Genomic DNA, 15,028 nt, shown 5'->3' with positions numbered 1-15,028 from the left:
TTATTTAAATAAAATGCACTTACTGCACAGAAAACCCGGCCCGAAAGATTGAGCCGGCCAAGCAGTGTAACGCAGTATAGACGCGTGCTACGGCTAAGGGCGTGTGTGTAGTGAGTCGCGCTTGTCTATTGCATCCAGCACTTGGTCGGCGGTAAACGCCTTATCCAACGTAATGTAGCCTGCTGGTGTGATACGACGGCCACTGCTGGTGACGAAGGTAGGACGCACGCGCATCGTCAGGCGCACCGGTTGGTTGTCATGGTTAGCCAGGCCCAGCACTAAGTCGGCCAGGTCTTCTGCAGACCGCTCACCAACCACTTCACGCAAATTGCTCTCCACCGTGATAGGCGCCAGGGTAGTACCACCGTTGGGCGCTACCTCAATACGCTGCGTGGAGTGCCCGGTGGCTACCTGCTTCCCGTCGATGAGTGCAATATAGTCGAGTTCGTTGAGGGCAGCTAGCTCGTCGTTGGGGTTGCGGATTTCCAGATTCACCAGCATGCGCAGGGGCAGATTACCGGTGGCATAGGCGGCCACCAGACGGGCCTTGTCTACGGTACTCAGGTCGCTGGGCTGCCGGATCTGCATCACATCAACGCCGGCCACGGTGGCCTGCTGCACCGATGCCAGGCGGATCTGAGCATTTTTAAATGCCTTGGCTTGCTGCACCTGTTCGGAGATGCCACAGCCAGCAAAGCTCAGGAGCAGAAGCAGGCTCACAACGGCCAGCGGGAAACGATAGTTGGTGGGGTAAGGTACGGGCGACATATAGCGAGGAGAACGGGTGCGCATTAACTAGCTATACCGGCTACAGTTCCAACGAGTTACTATGTAGCCTCTCGTCGTTATTGAAAGGCTGGCAATTAGGAAGTTCCACGACTGCTGCGCCTTGCGAATCCGTTCACTCGGAAGAGCCTGTCAGACTCGCTACACGGGTTTTCACACGAGCGAGGCATTCCAAAATCGGCCCCTCACAACCAACAACGCCCACCTTGCGCAGGTGGGCGTTGTCGTAAGCAGCGGTTTGTGAGAGGCTACAGCTTCGCCATTTCCTCGTGCACGAAGTCGGCCAGGCTGCGCAGGTATTCCGTGCTGAAATCGAAGCGGATACCGGCCGCCTCGTAAATCTCCCCGATGGGGGCGGTGTAGCCCAGGGCCAGGGCACGCTTGTAGGCATCCAGGCCTTGCTGCGCATCCTGACGGTAGTTGCGCCACACGGCAATGGCACCCAGCTGGGCCATGGCGTATTCGATGTAGTAGAACGGCACTTCGTAGAGGTGCAGCTGCTTCTGCCAGAGGTAGGGCTTGTAAGTATCGAGGCCCTGCCAGCTCACGGTGCGCTGGTTGAACTCGTCGAATATCTCCGTCCAGCGCTGGTGCCGCTCGGCCTCGGTGTGCTGCGGATTTTCGTATACCCAGTGCTGAAACTTGTCGATGGTGGCTACCCAGGGAAAGGTTTCCAGCACGCCTTCGAGGTGGGTACGCTTGGCGCGGCGCAGCTCGTCGGGGTCGGGGAAGAACTCGTCCCAGTAGTCCATACTCATCAGCTCCATGCTCATCGAAGCCAGCTCAGCCACTTCGGATGGCGGGTGCTTGTCGGCCGAAAGGGGTAGGCGACGCGTGAGGAAGGAGTGCACGGCGTGGCCGCCCTCGTGCAGCAGCGTCACCACGTCGCGCAGAGAAGCCGTAGCGTTCATGAAGATGAACGGCACGCCGGTTTCGTCCAGCGGATAGTTGTAGCCGCCCGGTGCTTTGCCCTTGCGCGACTCCAGATCGAGGTGGCCCATCTGGCGCATGGTGCGCAGGCACTCGCCCAGGAAGGGGTCGAGGCGCTGAAACACGGTGATGGTTTTTTCCAGCAGCTCCTCGCCCGTTTCAAACGGCCGCAGGGGCGCTTTGCCGGACGTGTCCACGTCTAAGTCCCAGGGGCGCAGCTCAGGTAGGCCCAGGTCCTGGCGGCGCTCCAGGTCGAGGTCATCGATGAGGGGCACCACGGTTTCGCGGATGGCGCGGTGGAAGTCGAAGCAATCCTCGGCGGTGTAATCGAAGCGACCCAGCGCCGCAAACATGTAGTCGCGGAAGTTGGTGAAGCCAGCGTTACGGGCCATCTGGTCGCGCAGGGTTACCAGCTCCGTAAAGAGTTGGTCGAGGGCTTGGGCATCCTGCAAGCGCCGCTCCTGAATGGCCTGATAGGCCGTTGCGCGCACGGTGCGGTCGGTGTTTTTGAGGTTGTCGGCGGCGCGGGGCAGGGTCACTTCCTGTCCGTCCAGGGTCACTGTCATGGCGCCTACCGTGGCCGCGTATTGCTGCTGCTTGGTGCTGATTTCGGTTTTCAGCGGAATGTTCTCGGCCCGGTAAATGTCCAGCGCCTGCCGCACCGAGCGGATAAATACGCGGTAGCGGTCCTGGTCTAGCTCCGGCAGGTAGGGCGAGGCCATGAGCTTTTCGTTGAGGGCGTGGTCGTAGGGCGCGGCCTGCGGCTCCACTTCATTCACGAAAAACTGAAACGCCTCGGCCCGCTCCTGGCTCTGTGTGTCGGACGTCATACGGATATAACGCCACGCCAGGTCCTCACTCAGCACCGATTCCAGCTCCGAGCGGTCGAGCAGCCAGGTTTCCAGCTCGTCTGCCGAGTCAATGGTCCGGTCGCGCAGTTCTTCGAAGTACGATTCCAGCGAGGCCCAGTCCGTTACCACAAACGCCTCGGGCAGGTAACGGCGCGCGGGACGCTGCGTATCAGTTGCCAACTCATGTGCCGGCGCAGGAGCAATATTCATAAGAAGTATCTTATCGTTTTTCGGAAGAGAGGTAGGCCCGCAACGCTGGTCGCCGGGCCATCGGTATACAACCGCAAGGTAGGGTTACGGGTTTAGTCGCAAAGGGTAGGTTTTTCGGGCTGACGGGCAAATTCAAACATGGTGGCCATCTGCGACTTCGTAACGCGGTCGGTGGACAGGTCCAGCGCCTCCAACTCGGCCTCGCGTACCCAGCGGGCGCCAGTGGTTTCCACGTTGTTGTTGCCCAGCTCGCCCCCTATCACCTCACACAGCACAAAGCACTTGTATACGTACCACGGCTGCGGCGGGTGGGCGTGCTGCTTTTTATCGAACAAGGCCAACAGGCGCACGGCGCGCACGTGCAGGCCGGTTTCTTCCTCGGCTTCTTTTTCGGCCACTTCAAAGGGTGTCAGGCCAACATCGGCCCAGCCGCCGGGTAGGGTCCAGCGGTTGTGGTCCATTTTTTCCTGCACCATCAGCACCTCATTCTCGCCCCGAAACACTACTACCCGCACATCCACCTTAGGCGTTTGGTAACCGGTTTCAGAGGTGAAAAAAGCTGTTACTTTTTCCAGTGGTTCCTCCGTAAGGCCAGCTACCATCTGCACACTCAGCGCCCTGATTTCGGTGTACCGCTCCAGGTCGAAAGGGCTGCCTTTCGAGTATTCCAGGCCCGCTTGCGCCAGCGCCTGCAAGCGCTGGGCAACGGTCAGCCACGTGGTTGTATCCATAGCGGAAGGTAGGCAAATGCTAGCTCGACTGCTAATCTATTTCAATCACCACGTCTTTGGTGAGCGGGTGCGCCACGCACACCAGCACGTAGCCTTTTTCTATTTCAGAATCGGACAGGCCTTCGCGCTCATCGAGGTGTACCTTGCCGCTCAGGCACTTGCCGCGGCAGGCCGTGCACAGGCCCGCCTGGCAAGAATAGGGCAGGTCGATATCCAGGTCGAGGGCCGCTTCCAGAATGGTCTGGTCGGGTGCTACGTCAAACTGGTACTCGCTGCCTTCGTACTGCACCGTTACCTGGCGGGTAGCGGAAGCGTCGTCATCGTCAGCCGTCGATACGTCGCCGTGGCCGTTGGGCTGGGCGGCGGCGGTTTCGGCCGAGTCGGCAGCCGCCACAAAACTCTCGCGGTGAATCTGCGCGGCAGGTACGCCCAGCAAATCCAGGGCGGCGCGGGCCTCGGCCATCATACCCTCCGGCCCGCACATGTAGTACTCCGATTGGGCCGGGCTACCGGCATGGCGCTGCTCCAGAATGCGCAGCAACATGGTGCGGTTGAGGCGGCCGGTATACTGATGCGGCTTTCCGCTGGCGGGCGTGTGCGGCTGGCTATACACATGCTCCACCTGCAAGCGCCCACCCGACTGCGCCTCCAGCTGGGCTAGCTGTTGCCGGAAAATCACCGATTCCTCGGTGCGGTTGCCGTACACCAGCAACACGCGGCTCTGAGGCTCCTCGCGCAGCACGGCTTTCAACATGCTCATCAGGGGCGTAATGCCGCTGCCGGCGCCAACCAATACCAAGGAGCGGGCCGCACTGGGGCTGGGCTGCAAAGCAAAGTTGCCAAGCGGCGCCATGGCTTCCAGCTGCTGCCCTACCCGCACCGTATCCAGCAAATAGTTGCTAACCAAGCCGCCCGCCACGCGCTTCACCGTGACGGCTAGGCGCGGGGCCTCGCTGGGCGTGCTGCTGAGCGAGTAAGCCCGGCGCTCTTTTTTGCCGCCGGGGCCGCAAGGCAGAATCAGGGTCAGAAACTGGCCGGGCTGGCTGGCAATGGGCTGGCGGTCGGGGCTCTCAAGATGAATGGTAACGGCGTCGGACGTTTCCTGGGTCAGGTCAACGACGTTCAGCGTGAGGTAGGACATGCGGGGGGACTTAGAAACTTGAAAACTCAATGAAAAACGGCGGCGCGTGCCAGCCGCTTGGGGCGTACAAAGTACGGGATTCCGCGGCGGATGGCGTAGCTTATGCCCGTATTTACGTGCTTTGCGGGCGTTTCGGACGACACCAGCCGTATAGTATCCTGCCCTACCTAATTCTCAACACCCCAGACCCTCAGCCCCCCAACTCCCTATGGCTACATTTCTTACCGAATTGCTGGAACGCCACCAGCACGCATGTGGGCCGGTGTTGCCCGTTGATTTGAGTGCACCTGATGTGGCCCGTCTCGATTTCACTGCCGCTAATCCGCTTTTGAAAGATGCCGACCTGCGCGATACGGATGCGTTTTCGGACCTAGTGGCGCGCCTGTTGGCCGCGCAGCAGGCCGATATTGGCATTGGGGGCTACTTCGAAAACCGCGTGATTTACCGCCGCAGCCCTACCCTCTTCGCCGACGACAGCGCCCTGGCCCGTACTCTGCACCTGGGCGTGGACGTGTGGCTGCGCGCCGGCACGCCCGTATTGGCGCCGCTCGATGCCGTGGTGCATAGCCTGGCCGACAACGCCAACTTCGGCGACTACGGCCCTACCGTCATCCTGCAACATCAGCTCGAAGACACCATTTTCTACACCCTCTACGGCCACCTCACCCGCCGCGAAACGGTCCTGTTGCGCCCCGGCATGACCATCGCCCAAGGTAAAACCTTTGCCGAAGTAGGCCCCCCGCCCGAAAACGGCGACTGGCCCCCACACCTCCACTTTCAAGTAATAGCGGATATGCAAGGCCGCCAGGGCGATTTTCCGGGCGTGGCGGCACCAGAGGAGCGGGAGCAGTGGGCGGCGCTGTGCCCCGATCCGAATTTGATCCTGCGCTCACGGATTTTAGCGGATTAGACGGATTTATCGGATTTTGTGGACGATTCAGTTTACTATTATTCTATTCCTACTTCTATGCTGCTGGATATCCGTCACAACGCGCTTACAAAAGATATTATCGGCTGCGCGATGCGGGTGCATAGCACATTGGGGCATGGCTTTCCAGAGGTGATATATCAGCGCAGTATGGCTGTAGAACTAGAATCAACCGGTTTTCTATTTAGCCGTGAGATTCATCTACCAGTCTATTACAAAGGGGTAGAAATGGGAGCACGACGTGCCGATTTCCTTGTTGAAAAGACGGTGTTGATAGAGTTGAAAGCTACGGCAACGCTAGACAAATCGCATTACGCTCAAATTATCAACTACCTCACCGCTTTTCAATTGGAGGTCGGCTTGCTCATCAACTTTGGCGAGCCCAGCCTCACATTTAAACGATTCCTCAAAAACCACAGCAGCGACAGATTACAATAGAGTCTAATAGACACCTAACCACCTGCTTACCTCACACTAACAAAGAGGTTGGCCAATCGAAGGAAACCGTCCACAAAATCCGATAAATCCGTCTAATCCGCTAAAATCCGTGATCAGTCGAACTTAATAGCCGTCACCGGCCTGATCCGCGAAATCAGGTAGGTAGGCACCAGCACCGCCAGCAGCGACGCCAGGAAGGTAGCCACATTCAGGACCACGATGATGAACAGGTCCCAGTGAATAGGCACGCGGTCCATGTAGTAGTTCTCAGGGTCGAGGGGGATGACGTGGAAGAAGTACTGCACCGCGCAGAAGCCCAGCCCAATCACGTTGCCCCAGAACATACCGCGCACCGTGAGGCTCAGGCCGCGGAAGAAGAACATGCTGCGAATCTGGTTATCGGTGGCCCCAATGGCCTTGAGCACGCCAATCATGTTGGTGCGCTCCAAAATCATGATGAAGATGGTGGCAATCATGTTGAACGTGGCCACCACAATGATGAGTACCAGGAAGATAACTACGTTGCGATTGAGCAGCTTCAGCCAGTCGAATAGCTGCTGATACTGCTCCGTAATCTTATCGAGCTTCAGGTCGTAGGGTAGCTGCTCGTACATATTGTCGGCCACCGGGTTGAGCTGCTGGAAGTCGCGCAGCACCACTTCCATACCGCCCACCAGCGAATCGGGCCAGGCGCGCAGGTCACGGATCTGCCGGATATCGCCAATCACGTACACCTCGTCGAACTCATCCAGCCCAGTCTGGTAGATACCGCTGACCTTGAAACGCCGGATGCGGGGCGGGTTCTGGATGAAGTAGAACAGGGCCTCGTCGCCTACCTTCAGGCGTAGCTTGTCGGCCACCTTGCGCGAGAGCAGCACGTCGTCGCTGGCCGCAGTATCGGGAAACGTCAAAAACTTGCCGGCCACCAGATTCTGGCGCATGGGCGAGCTGCCGGCCTGCGGCTCATCGATGCCCTTGAGCACCACGCCCAGCACCTCATCGCGGGTTTTGATGATGGCCGTTTTAATGGCAAACGGCTGCACGGTTTTCACCTGCGGAAACGTACGCAGCTCCTGCGTCAGCCGCTGCCCGTTGATGGGCGCCACCTCCAGGGAGTTGTTGGTGTCGTACTTGGTGATTTGCAGGTGCGCCCCGAACGAGAAAATCTTGTTCTGAATTTCGTTGCGGAAGCCTTCCAGGATGGCAAACGACACAATCATCACTGCCAAGCCCATGGCAATGCTGATAATGGCTATTTTTGTCACCGACGAGGTAAAAGAACCTGAGTCGGCCCCATCAATCTTGTGGGATATGTACTGCGAGACGTTCACTGCCGTAAAGCTACGCGTCTGCGGGCAGTTTTCTAGCCCCTTTTCTTGTCATGACAGTTTCCTTTCTTCCCGGCCTGCTGAGCCTCGCCCTACTCGCCACCGATTGCAGCCGCGCTGCGCCGCCTACCACGGCCACCACGCCTACCCAACCTACGGTTGCTAGCACAACTCCCGCGGCACCCGCATTGCAAGTAGGTGCTGCACAATTTGGCCGCTACGTGCCCCAGTTGAAGGGTAAGCGCGTGGGGTTGGTGGTCAACCAAACCTCGCGGGTGGCCCAGGCCTACCTCGTGGATACGCTGCTGGCACAGGGGGTAGGCGTGAAAACGATTTTCGCACCCGAGCACGGTTTTCGGGGAGAAGCGGCCGATGGGGCCACCATCAAAGACGGTAAAGACGCCCGCAGCGGCCTGCCGGTGCGCAGCCTCTACGGCGCCACCAAAAAGCCTACCCCCGAGATGCTGCAAGACTTGGATGTGTTGATTTTCGACATCCAAGACGTGGGCACGCGCTTCTACACCTTCATCAGCACGCTGCACTACGTGATGGAAGCCGCCGCCGAGCAGGGCAAGGAAGTAGTAGTACTGGACCGCCCCAACCCCAACGGCTGGTACGTGGATGGCCCTGTGCTCGACCCGGCGCTCAAGTCCTTCGTCGGCCTCGACCCGCTGCCCATCGTGCACGGCCTCACGGTAGGCGAGCTGGCCCAGATGCTGAATGGTGAAAAGTGGTTGGCCGGCGGTGTGCAGTGCAAGCTCACGGTGGTGCCCGTGGCGGGCTACACCCACGCCACGCGCTACGAGTTGCCGGTGCGCCCCTCCCCCAACCTACCCACTGCACAAAGCGTGGCGCTCTACCCCTCGCTATGCATGTTTGAGGGCACCGACGTGAGCGTAGGGCGCGGCACCAGCACGCCGTTCGAGGTGTTGGGTAGTCCCAGGCAGCCGGCCTCGCGGCCCTTCACGTTTGTGCCTACCCCCAATGCTGGCTCCACCGACCCACCCCAAAAAGGCCAGACCTGCCGCGGTGTGAACCTCCACGATGCGAAGGCAGAAGGCTTCACGCTCCGCTACCTGCTTGATTTCTACCAGCAAAGCACCGCCAAAGACCAGTTCTTCAACAAGGGTTTTGAGCGGCTGGCTGGCACCAAGGAACTGCGCACGCAAATTATTGCCGGCAAAACCGAGGCGGAAATTCGCAAATCGTGGGAGCCGGGGCTAAGCCAGTACAAGCAACTGCGCAAAAAGTATTTGCTATATCCTGAATCGTAGGGGCGCCTTGCAGGCGCCCGTCGTCCGCGCTGCATCATAGCCCCTTTCAAACCTTTTGTTCAACGATGGGTGCGTGCAACGCGCCCCTACCCTATATGCTTCGAATTATTTTCATGGGCACGCCCGATTTTGCGGTGCCTACTTTAGAAACCCTGCTTACCTGGCCCGGCTGCGAAGTGGTAGCCGCGATAACGGCGCCCGACAAACCCGCCGGACGTGGCCGACAGCTCCAGGAGTCGGCCGTGAAGCAGGCGGCGGTGGCGCACGGCGTGCCGGTGCTGCAACCCACCAACCTGAAGTCGTCGGCGTTTCAGGAGGAGCTGCGCAGCTACGCCGCCGATTTGCAGGTGGTCGTAGCCTTTCGGATGCTGCCCGAGGCTGTGTGGGCCATGCCCCGGCTAGGCTCGCTTAATATTCATGCTTCTCTCCTACCCCAATACCGGGGCGCGGCCCCCATCAACTGGGCGCTTATTGAGGGCGAAACCCAAACCGGCGTCACGTCCTTCTTCCTGCAACACGAAATCGACACCGGCGACCTGATTTTGCAGGATGTGGTCGATATCGAGCCCGAGGACGACTTCGGCTCACTCTACGAAAAGCTGAAAGTAGCTGGCGCCGCCCTAGCCCTGCGCACAGTGCAGGCCGTGGCCGCCGGCAACGTGCCCACCACGCCCCAGCCGCACAGCCCTACCCTGCGCACGGCCCCCAAAATCAGCAAGGAAACCGGCCGGCTGGACTTCCAGCAGCCCGCGCTGGCGCTGGTGAACCGTGTTCGGGGTTTGTCGCCCTTCCCCACGGCTTTCACGCAGCTGCCCGATGGGCGCACGCTTAAGGTTTTCCGCGCCCGCGTGGTCACGCCTGAGGAGGCCGTTACGCCCCAGCCGGCCGTACCCGGCTCCTGGGCCACCGACGGCCGCACCTACCTGCGCATTGCCACCACCGCCGGCATGCTCGACCTACTCGATGTGCAACTGGAAGGCAAAAAACGAATGCCCGTGCAGGATTTTCTGCGCGGGTTTAATAGTGAAGTTTTGAACAAAAAAGACGTGTCATCCTGAGTGCAGCGAAGGACCTTCTCACGTGTGCACGAGCCGTTGTCACGCGAGAAGGTCCTTCGCTGCACTCAGGATGACACACGTTTTTTACTCACTATCTCACAACTTCACCTTATGATAGCCCTCATCGTAGCCGTAGCCGAAAACGGTGTTATCGGTCAAGACAATACCCTACCCTGGCATCTACCCAACGACCTTAGGCACTTCAAACAACTCACCTCCGGCCACCCCATTGTGATGGGACGGCGCACGTTTGAGTCGATTGGCAAGCCCCTGCCCAACCGGCAAAACATCGTGGTAACGCGGCAAACAGATTGGCACCCCACAGGCTGTGAAGTGGCCAATTCTGTACCCGCCGCGGTGGAATTAGCTCAAACCTTCGACGAGGATATCTTCATCATCGGCGGAGCTGAAATCTACCGCCAGGCCCTACCCGCCGCCGACACTATTTTCCTCACGGAGGTGCACCAAACCGTAGAGGGCGATGCCCTTTTCCCCGACCTCAACCGCACCGAATGGCAGGAAGAAACCCGCGAACGGCACGAGCCCGACCTCAAGCACGCCTTTCCCTACAGCTTCGTAACGCTACGGAGGAGGTAAGTGGTGAGTGGTGAAATGGTGAGTGGTGAGTAAAAATTACGGCTGTCATCCTGAACGCAGTGAAGGACCTTATCACGGCAGAACGAAATACGTACGAACGACTCGTGCTAACGTGATAAGGTCCTTCACTGCGTTCAGAATGACAGCCGTAATTTTTACTCACCACTCACCATTTCACTACTCACCATTTCACCACCTACCGCAGCAGCACGATTTTACCCCAGTCTTTCTTGAAGGCTTTGTCGCCGGCAGTGGTGCGGTGCTGGAAGTCTTTGTTGGGGTCGTCGAGCACCACGCGGTAGAGGTAGGTGCCATTGGCGAGTCGGTCGCCGAACTCGTCGGTGCCGTCCCAGGCGTAGTCGGAGATGTTGTTGCCGATACGTAGCGGGCCCAGCTCGGCCATCATGATTTCCCGCACCACCCGGCCCGTGAGGCTGAGGATCTGAATCTTCATGTTGCGCGGCACCTGCGCCCCGGTCAGCGTGAAGACGAACTTGGCCTTGCTGGTCATGGGGTTGGGGTAGGGATACACGTTGGTGATGGTCGATTCGTTGATGACTTCAAACGTCACGCGGTACTCTTGGCTGCCTGCCGCATTGCCCGAGGCGTCGCGACCCTGCGCGATAAGCGTGTATTTGCCATCGGCCAGCGCTGTGCTAGGGCGGTACTCAATACGCGCCAGACCCTTCGCCGAATCGGCCATAAAGGCCACCGCCGACGAGTTCATATTAATTTCCGTGGCATTGCTTTCGCCCGGCTTCACCAGAAACAGGCTGAAATTGCTGGCTTCCTTCACCGGCCGCAGCAGGTTGTTGTTTTGCAACTGCACCGTCACCACCGGCGCGGGCGACACAATATCACCGTTCAGGATGTGCTGTCCGTCGAAGGCCACATCGAGGGTAGGCGGCGTGCTGCTGTTATTCACATTGAAGCTTGGCAGCACCAGTTGGTTGTTAAAGTAGTACTGCTCAGGCAGCAGACGCGGATTTACGTTCACGGAACCCGTAACGGTTCCAGTAGCCAGGTTCACCACGTTGGCTGTTACATCAATTTTGGCGGTTTCACCGGCTTTCAGCACTCCCCCTTTATATTCAACCAAGGTAGTGCTGGTGCGGTTGGCCGCGTCGCGCAGGGTCACTTCGGCCTTCAGCGGCGTGCCGAAATCCGTGGCGGAAATGTTCTGGAAATACACCGGGAAGCTGAGTGTACCGCTCGCTGCCTGCTTGGTGAGTGTAGCAGCCGCGTAGACATCCGTGGCTGCCAAATCAGGACGTATTACGCCTTCGGGCACGCCCTGGTAGGTTACTAGCAGCTGCTTAAGCTGCGGCACCGTGTGACTGAGAGTATCGCGCAGTACCACTTGCAGTTGCAGGTAGGGATATTGCGTAGCCGATACGTCAGCCAACGAATAGGTGCGACTGGTGACGTTGGAATTCAACACAGTAGTAGTGCCCGTAGCATCTACGCCCAGCAAGCGCAGCGTGTAACTGTCGTTTTCCTGCGTACGCACGGTATGAAATAGGGTAGTCCACTGCTGAGCCGGCCCAATCAGTGTGGAGGTGACTACCCCGCTGCCACCATCGGCTTCGGTAAAGCTCCAGCGGCCATTGGGCGCGGCCACGGTCACACGCTGCTGGGTGTTGCGCTGCAACTGCCCATAGTGGCTCTGCGACCACCCACCCGCACTACCCGGAATCACCCGGAACGAGCTGGTAGCCCAGGCATTACTTTCCTCCGCTTGCGGCGTTTGCAGGCGCAGACGCCAGTACCATACCACACTGTCGCGCCCGGCGATGGTAGGCACCGTGGCGGCCCAGCTGGCCAATTGCCGCCCCGAAACGGTGTTGTTGCGCTGCACCAGAGGGCTATTGAAGGTAGGAACTGTGTCCAGTTCCATATCAAACAACCGCGGCTCAGCACTGAGCAGATTACTCTGCCCCACCAGCCGCACCGCACCAGAAGGAACAATCGCAAACTCCGTGGGCGTGAGGGCCGTAACGCCACCGCGCAGGAAGTTGTATTTCAGCTGCGCTTCGTTGTTGGTTTCATCCAGCTCATCAATCAGGTTATTGCAGTCGAGCTTCACGATAAAGGTATTCTCGCCGAACACATCGCCCGTATTCGGAATATCCACCGTGTAGATATTATCGCGCTGGGTGGAGGTGAAGGAGAAGCTATAAGCGTCATCTCTGCGGCCGGAAGTAGCGGGATACTTGCGCGTTACGCATACGTCTACCTTCTCCGCACCGCACAGGCTACCTAGATTGCCCGCGTTGATAACCAGCTTGAAGGATTCGGCTGAAGCTAGCACGGGCTGCCCATTGGCAGCAGCCGGGATGTGCAGGCTGTCGTTGGTAATCACTAGGTCGGGCTTGGCAGGCGAGAACAGGCGTAGGGCTGGGTCGCCTTGCCAAATGGTGCACATTAAGCCAGCAGCAGTAGATGGGCTATACTGTGCAATGGGCTGCAAGCGGCGCGCTACCTCGTTCCATACCCGCGCTACGGGCTTACCGTACCAGGCTGGGTCGTTTAGTAGCAATTTGTACATCAGCGTTTGGCTTTCATTCAAATCGTTGGAAAAGCCAAAGCCCGATTCGCACATAAAGCCTACGAAACCTTTGTCGGGGGCTAGCACCCATTCTGAACTAAAAGCATAATAGAAAACGAACACGTTGCCCGCAGAGCAGCCATTTACGAACATCACCGGATATTTCCCCTTGTTCCGGTAGTTTTTCGTGGCATCGTTGATGTTTCCAAAATCAACATCAAGAACGGAGGGCGAACCGTGTCCAAAATAGGTAAGCAACGATACACCCTTGTTCAGTTCATCAGCAATGCTCACGCCGACGGGAAATGAGCCAACTGTACCAAGTTCCGAACGACGATACGTTTTAATTACTTTTCCACCAAAGCACGGTGCTTCTATTAGTTGTTTGTACTTCTCCATATAGCTGTTGAATTCTGCATAGTCGGCAACGTTTTGGCCTCCTACCATATTCACAGCGTTTTTACGCCAGCCCTCCACACCTAACGCTTCGTGGTCTTTCAGCTTATTAAGGTAGTTCATCACCTCCTGAGCGTTTTTAGCCACGACCCGGCCTGTGGCTAAACCACCTACATAGTTATTATTCTGCCAATCAGCGGAGTAAAACAAATCCGAAACCGCGCGTGTGCTAGTAGGCACATAATCAACACCGGGTATATTACGGACATAGTCACTTTCTTTTTGGCTAACAGAATATCCTTTTCCTAGTAGTAATAAGTATTTCTCCCGGCTTTTATCCGTAAGCATCCACAGCGTAAAATGCCGTAGTGCCAGCGGTGATTTTTCTCCGTAATGAAACTGATCATATAATTGTTGGCTGGTTACCATCAGCACATCATGTTTGCCGCCAATAACAGAGGCTCGATAGTCGGCATATGCTTGGGCTGCATTGGGCACTCCCCCTGCCGCCTGCATCATTACGGGACTCGTAATGATTAAAAAATCGGCGGCTGTGGGCTGCAACGACAGGAAGTTGACGCGACGAGCTGGCAAGGTAGGCCGCAGGGGATTTTCAGTGTCTGCCAACAATAACTGCCTGGTACTATTGCTACTAGCAGCGGGGAAATAGAAACCGCGTCTTGTGCTAGTAGTAGCCGTACCTGTAATGCGCTGTGCATTGTAAGGATCTGTTACATCGTAACCATACACACTACCTGGGATGCTATCAAGTACATAGTAAGCCGGCGCATTCAGCGTAGAGTCATTGGTAAAATACCGGCTTTCACGGCTGGCTATCCAGCGTGCGGTTTGCGGATACGTTACCTTGATATAGGCAATTCGGACAGCATCCCCTGTTGCTGTCGGCTTTATCTGCACACGTACAGTTCCATTAGGCTGTATATCCGCTGCCTGTAAGGCATACTTTACTACTCTATTTTCATATGTATTAAAGCGCTCAGTGCCTAACAAACGCCGCGTACCGCTTGGCTGCTCAATTGCCACTTCAACAATGTGCCCAACTTTAGAGCTACCCGCTAGGCGTACTTCCAATTGTGCGTTTCCACCTTTTCGCTGCTCTGTACCGATAGGAAAGGTATAGCCTCCTGTCCCAATCTGCCCGGAGAAGAAGCCCTCTGAGGGCTCGCCCCAAGGTTGGAATATAGAGCTTACTTCATCTACGTTGTTGTAATCATAGCCGTGTATCTGCAACTCTGGTCGAAGCCAATATGGCGCGGCAGTACCCGGTGCGGTAGGCGTTGGCTGAGTCATACGCTTACTTTGGGTAGCGCCCGACCACGTCAAAAAATACGCTGCTGTATCAGTGAAGAGACTGTAATAGGGCTGTGCTTGATCCATTGCCCTCTTAAACATCTCGCGGTCCAGCTTAGCGTCATTACGCTGTCCAAAGAACTCAATGTATGTGCTGGCATCTTGCGTAGTGGCGTTGCCGCCCACATGAATGGCTACTTGCTGGCCGCGCCGCCACAGCTGAAACTGACTAGGATTCACCCCGTTGATGCCGGCCTGCGTGAGGTAGGCATTATCGAGACGGTAAAGGCCGTCGCGCACGGTTTGTATCTTATAATACTGCTGTCCGGGCACAATCCATTCGTTACCGTAAGCCCCGGACTGAGCAAGCAGCTGATGCGTACCCAGCGTGCATAGCAATGCAACCAGCAAACGCTGCCATAATCCGCGTACTGCCCATTTGTAGGTGTAATTCATAGAAACCAGATACTCTAGTAGCTAAAAGTCAAGAAAGTCGACGCC

Annotated in this window: 11 protein-coding genes; 5 read left to right on the top strand and 6 right to left on the bottom strand. The window is 57.5% G+C overall.

All coding sequences use genetic code 11. From position 1 onward, the window contains the following. Window positions 1–93 precede the first annotated feature (93 nt). The 4 genes from H8B15_RS02450 to H8B15_RS02435 form a co-directional block, all read right to left on the bottom strand. A complete protein-coding gene (locus tag H8B15_RS02450) occupies window positions 94–768 on the bottom strand; it encodes an LEA/WHy family protein (RefSeq protein ID WP_187318080.1) in 675 nt (224 codons plus the stop codon). Window positions 769–1,034: 266 nt separating this feature from the next. Continuing rightward, window positions 1,035–2,777, bottom strand: coding sequence for a M3 family oligoendopeptidase (locus H8B15_RS02445; RefSeq protein WP_187318079.1), 1,743 nt, complete (start codon window positions 2,775–2,777; stop codon window positions 1,035–1,037). A 92-nt stretch (window positions 2,778–2,869) separates the two neighbouring features. Then, window positions 2,870–3,508: an NUDIX hydrolase gene (locus H8B15_RS02440; protein ID WP_187318078.1), complete on the bottom strand. Its 639-nt coding sequence runs from the start codon at window positions 3,506–3,508 to the stop codon at window positions 2,870–2,872. Between the two features lie 31 nt (window positions 3,509–3,539). Beyond that, window positions 3,540–4,649: a ferredoxin--NADP reductase gene (locus H8B15_RS02435; protein ID WP_187318077.1), complete on the bottom strand. Its 1,110-nt coding sequence runs from the start codon at window positions 4,647–4,649 to the stop codon at window positions 3,540–3,542. A 208-nt stretch (window positions 4,650–4,857) separates the two neighbouring features. On the opposite strand from H8B15_RS02435, the gene H8B15_RS02430 reads away from it, so the two are divergent. Continuing rightward, on the top strand, window positions 4,858–5,559 hold the full coding sequence (locus H8B15_RS02430) for a peptidoglycan DD-metalloendopeptidase family protein (RefSeq protein ID WP_187318076.1): 702 nt from the start codon (window positions 4,858–4,860) through the stop codon (window positions 5,557–5,559). Between the two features lie 57 nt (window positions 5,560–5,616). Beyond that, entirely contained in the window at window positions 5,617–6,015 is a 399-nt protein-coding gene (locus tag H8B15_RS02425; RefSeq protein WP_187318075.1) for a GxxExxY protein, read from the top strand. A gap of 113 nt (window positions 6,016–6,128) precedes the next feature. Here the strand turns inward: H8B15_RS02425 and H8B15_RS21230 are convergent, their stop codons facing one another. After that, window positions 6,129–7,346 (bottom strand): FtsX-like permease family protein, encoded by a 1,218-nt coding sequence (locus H8B15_RS21230; RefSeq protein WP_187318074.1) that lies wholly within the window; start codon window positions 7,344–7,346, stop codon window positions 6,129–6,131. A gap of 50 nt (window positions 7,347–7,396) precedes the next feature. Between H8B15_RS21230 and H8B15_RS02415 the strand changes: the two genes are divergently transcribed. The 3 genes from H8B15_RS02415 (at window position 7,397) to H8B15_RS02405 (ending at window position 10,272) form a co-directional block, all read left to right on the top strand. Beyond that, the gene (locus H8B15_RS02415) at window positions 7,397–8,617 is read left to right on the top strand and encodes an exo-beta-N-acetylmuramidase NamZ family protein (protein ID WP_187318073.1); all 1,221 of its coding nucleotides are present in this window, start codon (window positions 7,397–7,399) and stop codon (window positions 8,615–8,617) included. A 95-nt stretch (window positions 8,618–8,712) separates the two neighbouring features. Beyond that, complete coding sequence (gene fmt / locus H8B15_RS02410; protein ID WP_187318072.1) at window positions 8,713–9,675, top strand: methionyl-tRNA formyltransferase; 963 nt, start codon at window positions 8,713–8,715, stop codon at window positions 9,673–9,675. 111 nt (window positions 9,676–9,786) lie between these two features. Continuing rightward, on the top strand, window positions 9,787–10,272 hold the full coding sequence (locus tag H8B15_RS02405) for a dihydrofolate reductase (protein WP_187318071.1): 486 nt from the start codon (window positions 9,787–9,789) through the stop codon (window positions 10,270–10,272). Window positions 10,273–10,468: 196 nt separating this feature from the next. Here the strand turns inward: H8B15_RS02405 and porU2 are convergent, their stop codons facing one another. Continuing rightward, window positions 10,469–14,983, bottom strand: a complete 4,515-nt coding sequence (gene porU2, locus H8B15_RS02400) for a putative type IX secretion system sortase PorU2 (RefSeq protein ID WP_187318070.1) — start codon at window positions 14,981–14,983, stop codon at window positions 10,469–10,471. Between the last annotated feature and the right edge of the window lie 45 nt (window positions 14,984–15,028).

It is taken from the genome of Hymenobacter citatus, assembly GCF_014333615.1.
Taxonomy (GTDB): Bacteria; Bacteroidota; Bacteroidia; order Cytophagales; family Hymenobacteraceae; genus Hymenobacter; species Hymenobacter citatus.
This window is presented reverse-complemented; position numbering and strand designations above follow the sequence as displayed.

What these genes read in the sequence shown, in the direction of transcription:
- porU2 (WP_187318070.1), bottom strand. Translation starts at nt 14,983, where the DNA reads ATGAATTACACCTACAAATGGGCAGTACGCGGATTATGGCAGCGTTTG.
- fmt (WP_187318072.1), top strand. Translation starts at nt 8,713, where the DNA reads ATGCTTCGAATTATTTTCATGGGCACGCCCGATTTTGCGGTGCCTACT.
- H8B15_RS02425 (WP_187318075.1), top strand. Translation starts at nt 5,617, where the DNA reads ATGCTGCTGGATATCCGTCACAACGCGCTTACAAAAGATATTATCGGC.
- H8B15_RS02435 (WP_187318077.1), bottom strand. Translation starts at nt 4,649, where the DNA reads ATGTCCTACCTCACGCTGAACGTCGTTGACCTGACCCAGGAAACGTCC.
- H8B15_RS02415 (WP_187318073.1), top strand. Translation starts at nt 7,397, where the DNA reads ATGACAGTTTCCTTTCTTCCCGGCCTGCTGAGCCTCGCCCTACTCGCC.
- H8B15_RS02430 (WP_187318076.1), top strand. Translation starts at nt 4,858, where the DNA reads ATGGCTACATTTCTTACCGAATTGCTGGAACGCCACCAGCACGCATGT.
- H8B15_RS02440 (WP_187318078.1), bottom strand. Translation starts at nt 3,508, where the DNA reads ATGGATACAACCACGTGGCTGACCGTTGCCCAGCGCTTGCAGGCGCTG.
- H8B15_RS02445 (WP_187318079.1), bottom strand. Translation starts at nt 2,777, where the DNA reads ATGAATATTGCTCCTGCGCCGGCACATGAGTTGGCAACTGATACGCAG.
- H8B15_RS02405 (WP_187318071.1), top strand. Translation starts at nt 9,787, where the DNA reads ATGATAGCCCTCATCGTAGCCGTAGCCGAAAACGGTGTTATCGGTCAA.
- H8B15_RS02450 (WP_187318080.1), bottom strand. Translation starts at nt 768, where the DNA reads ATGTCGCCCGTACCTTACCCCACCAACTATCGTTTCCCGCTGGCCGTT.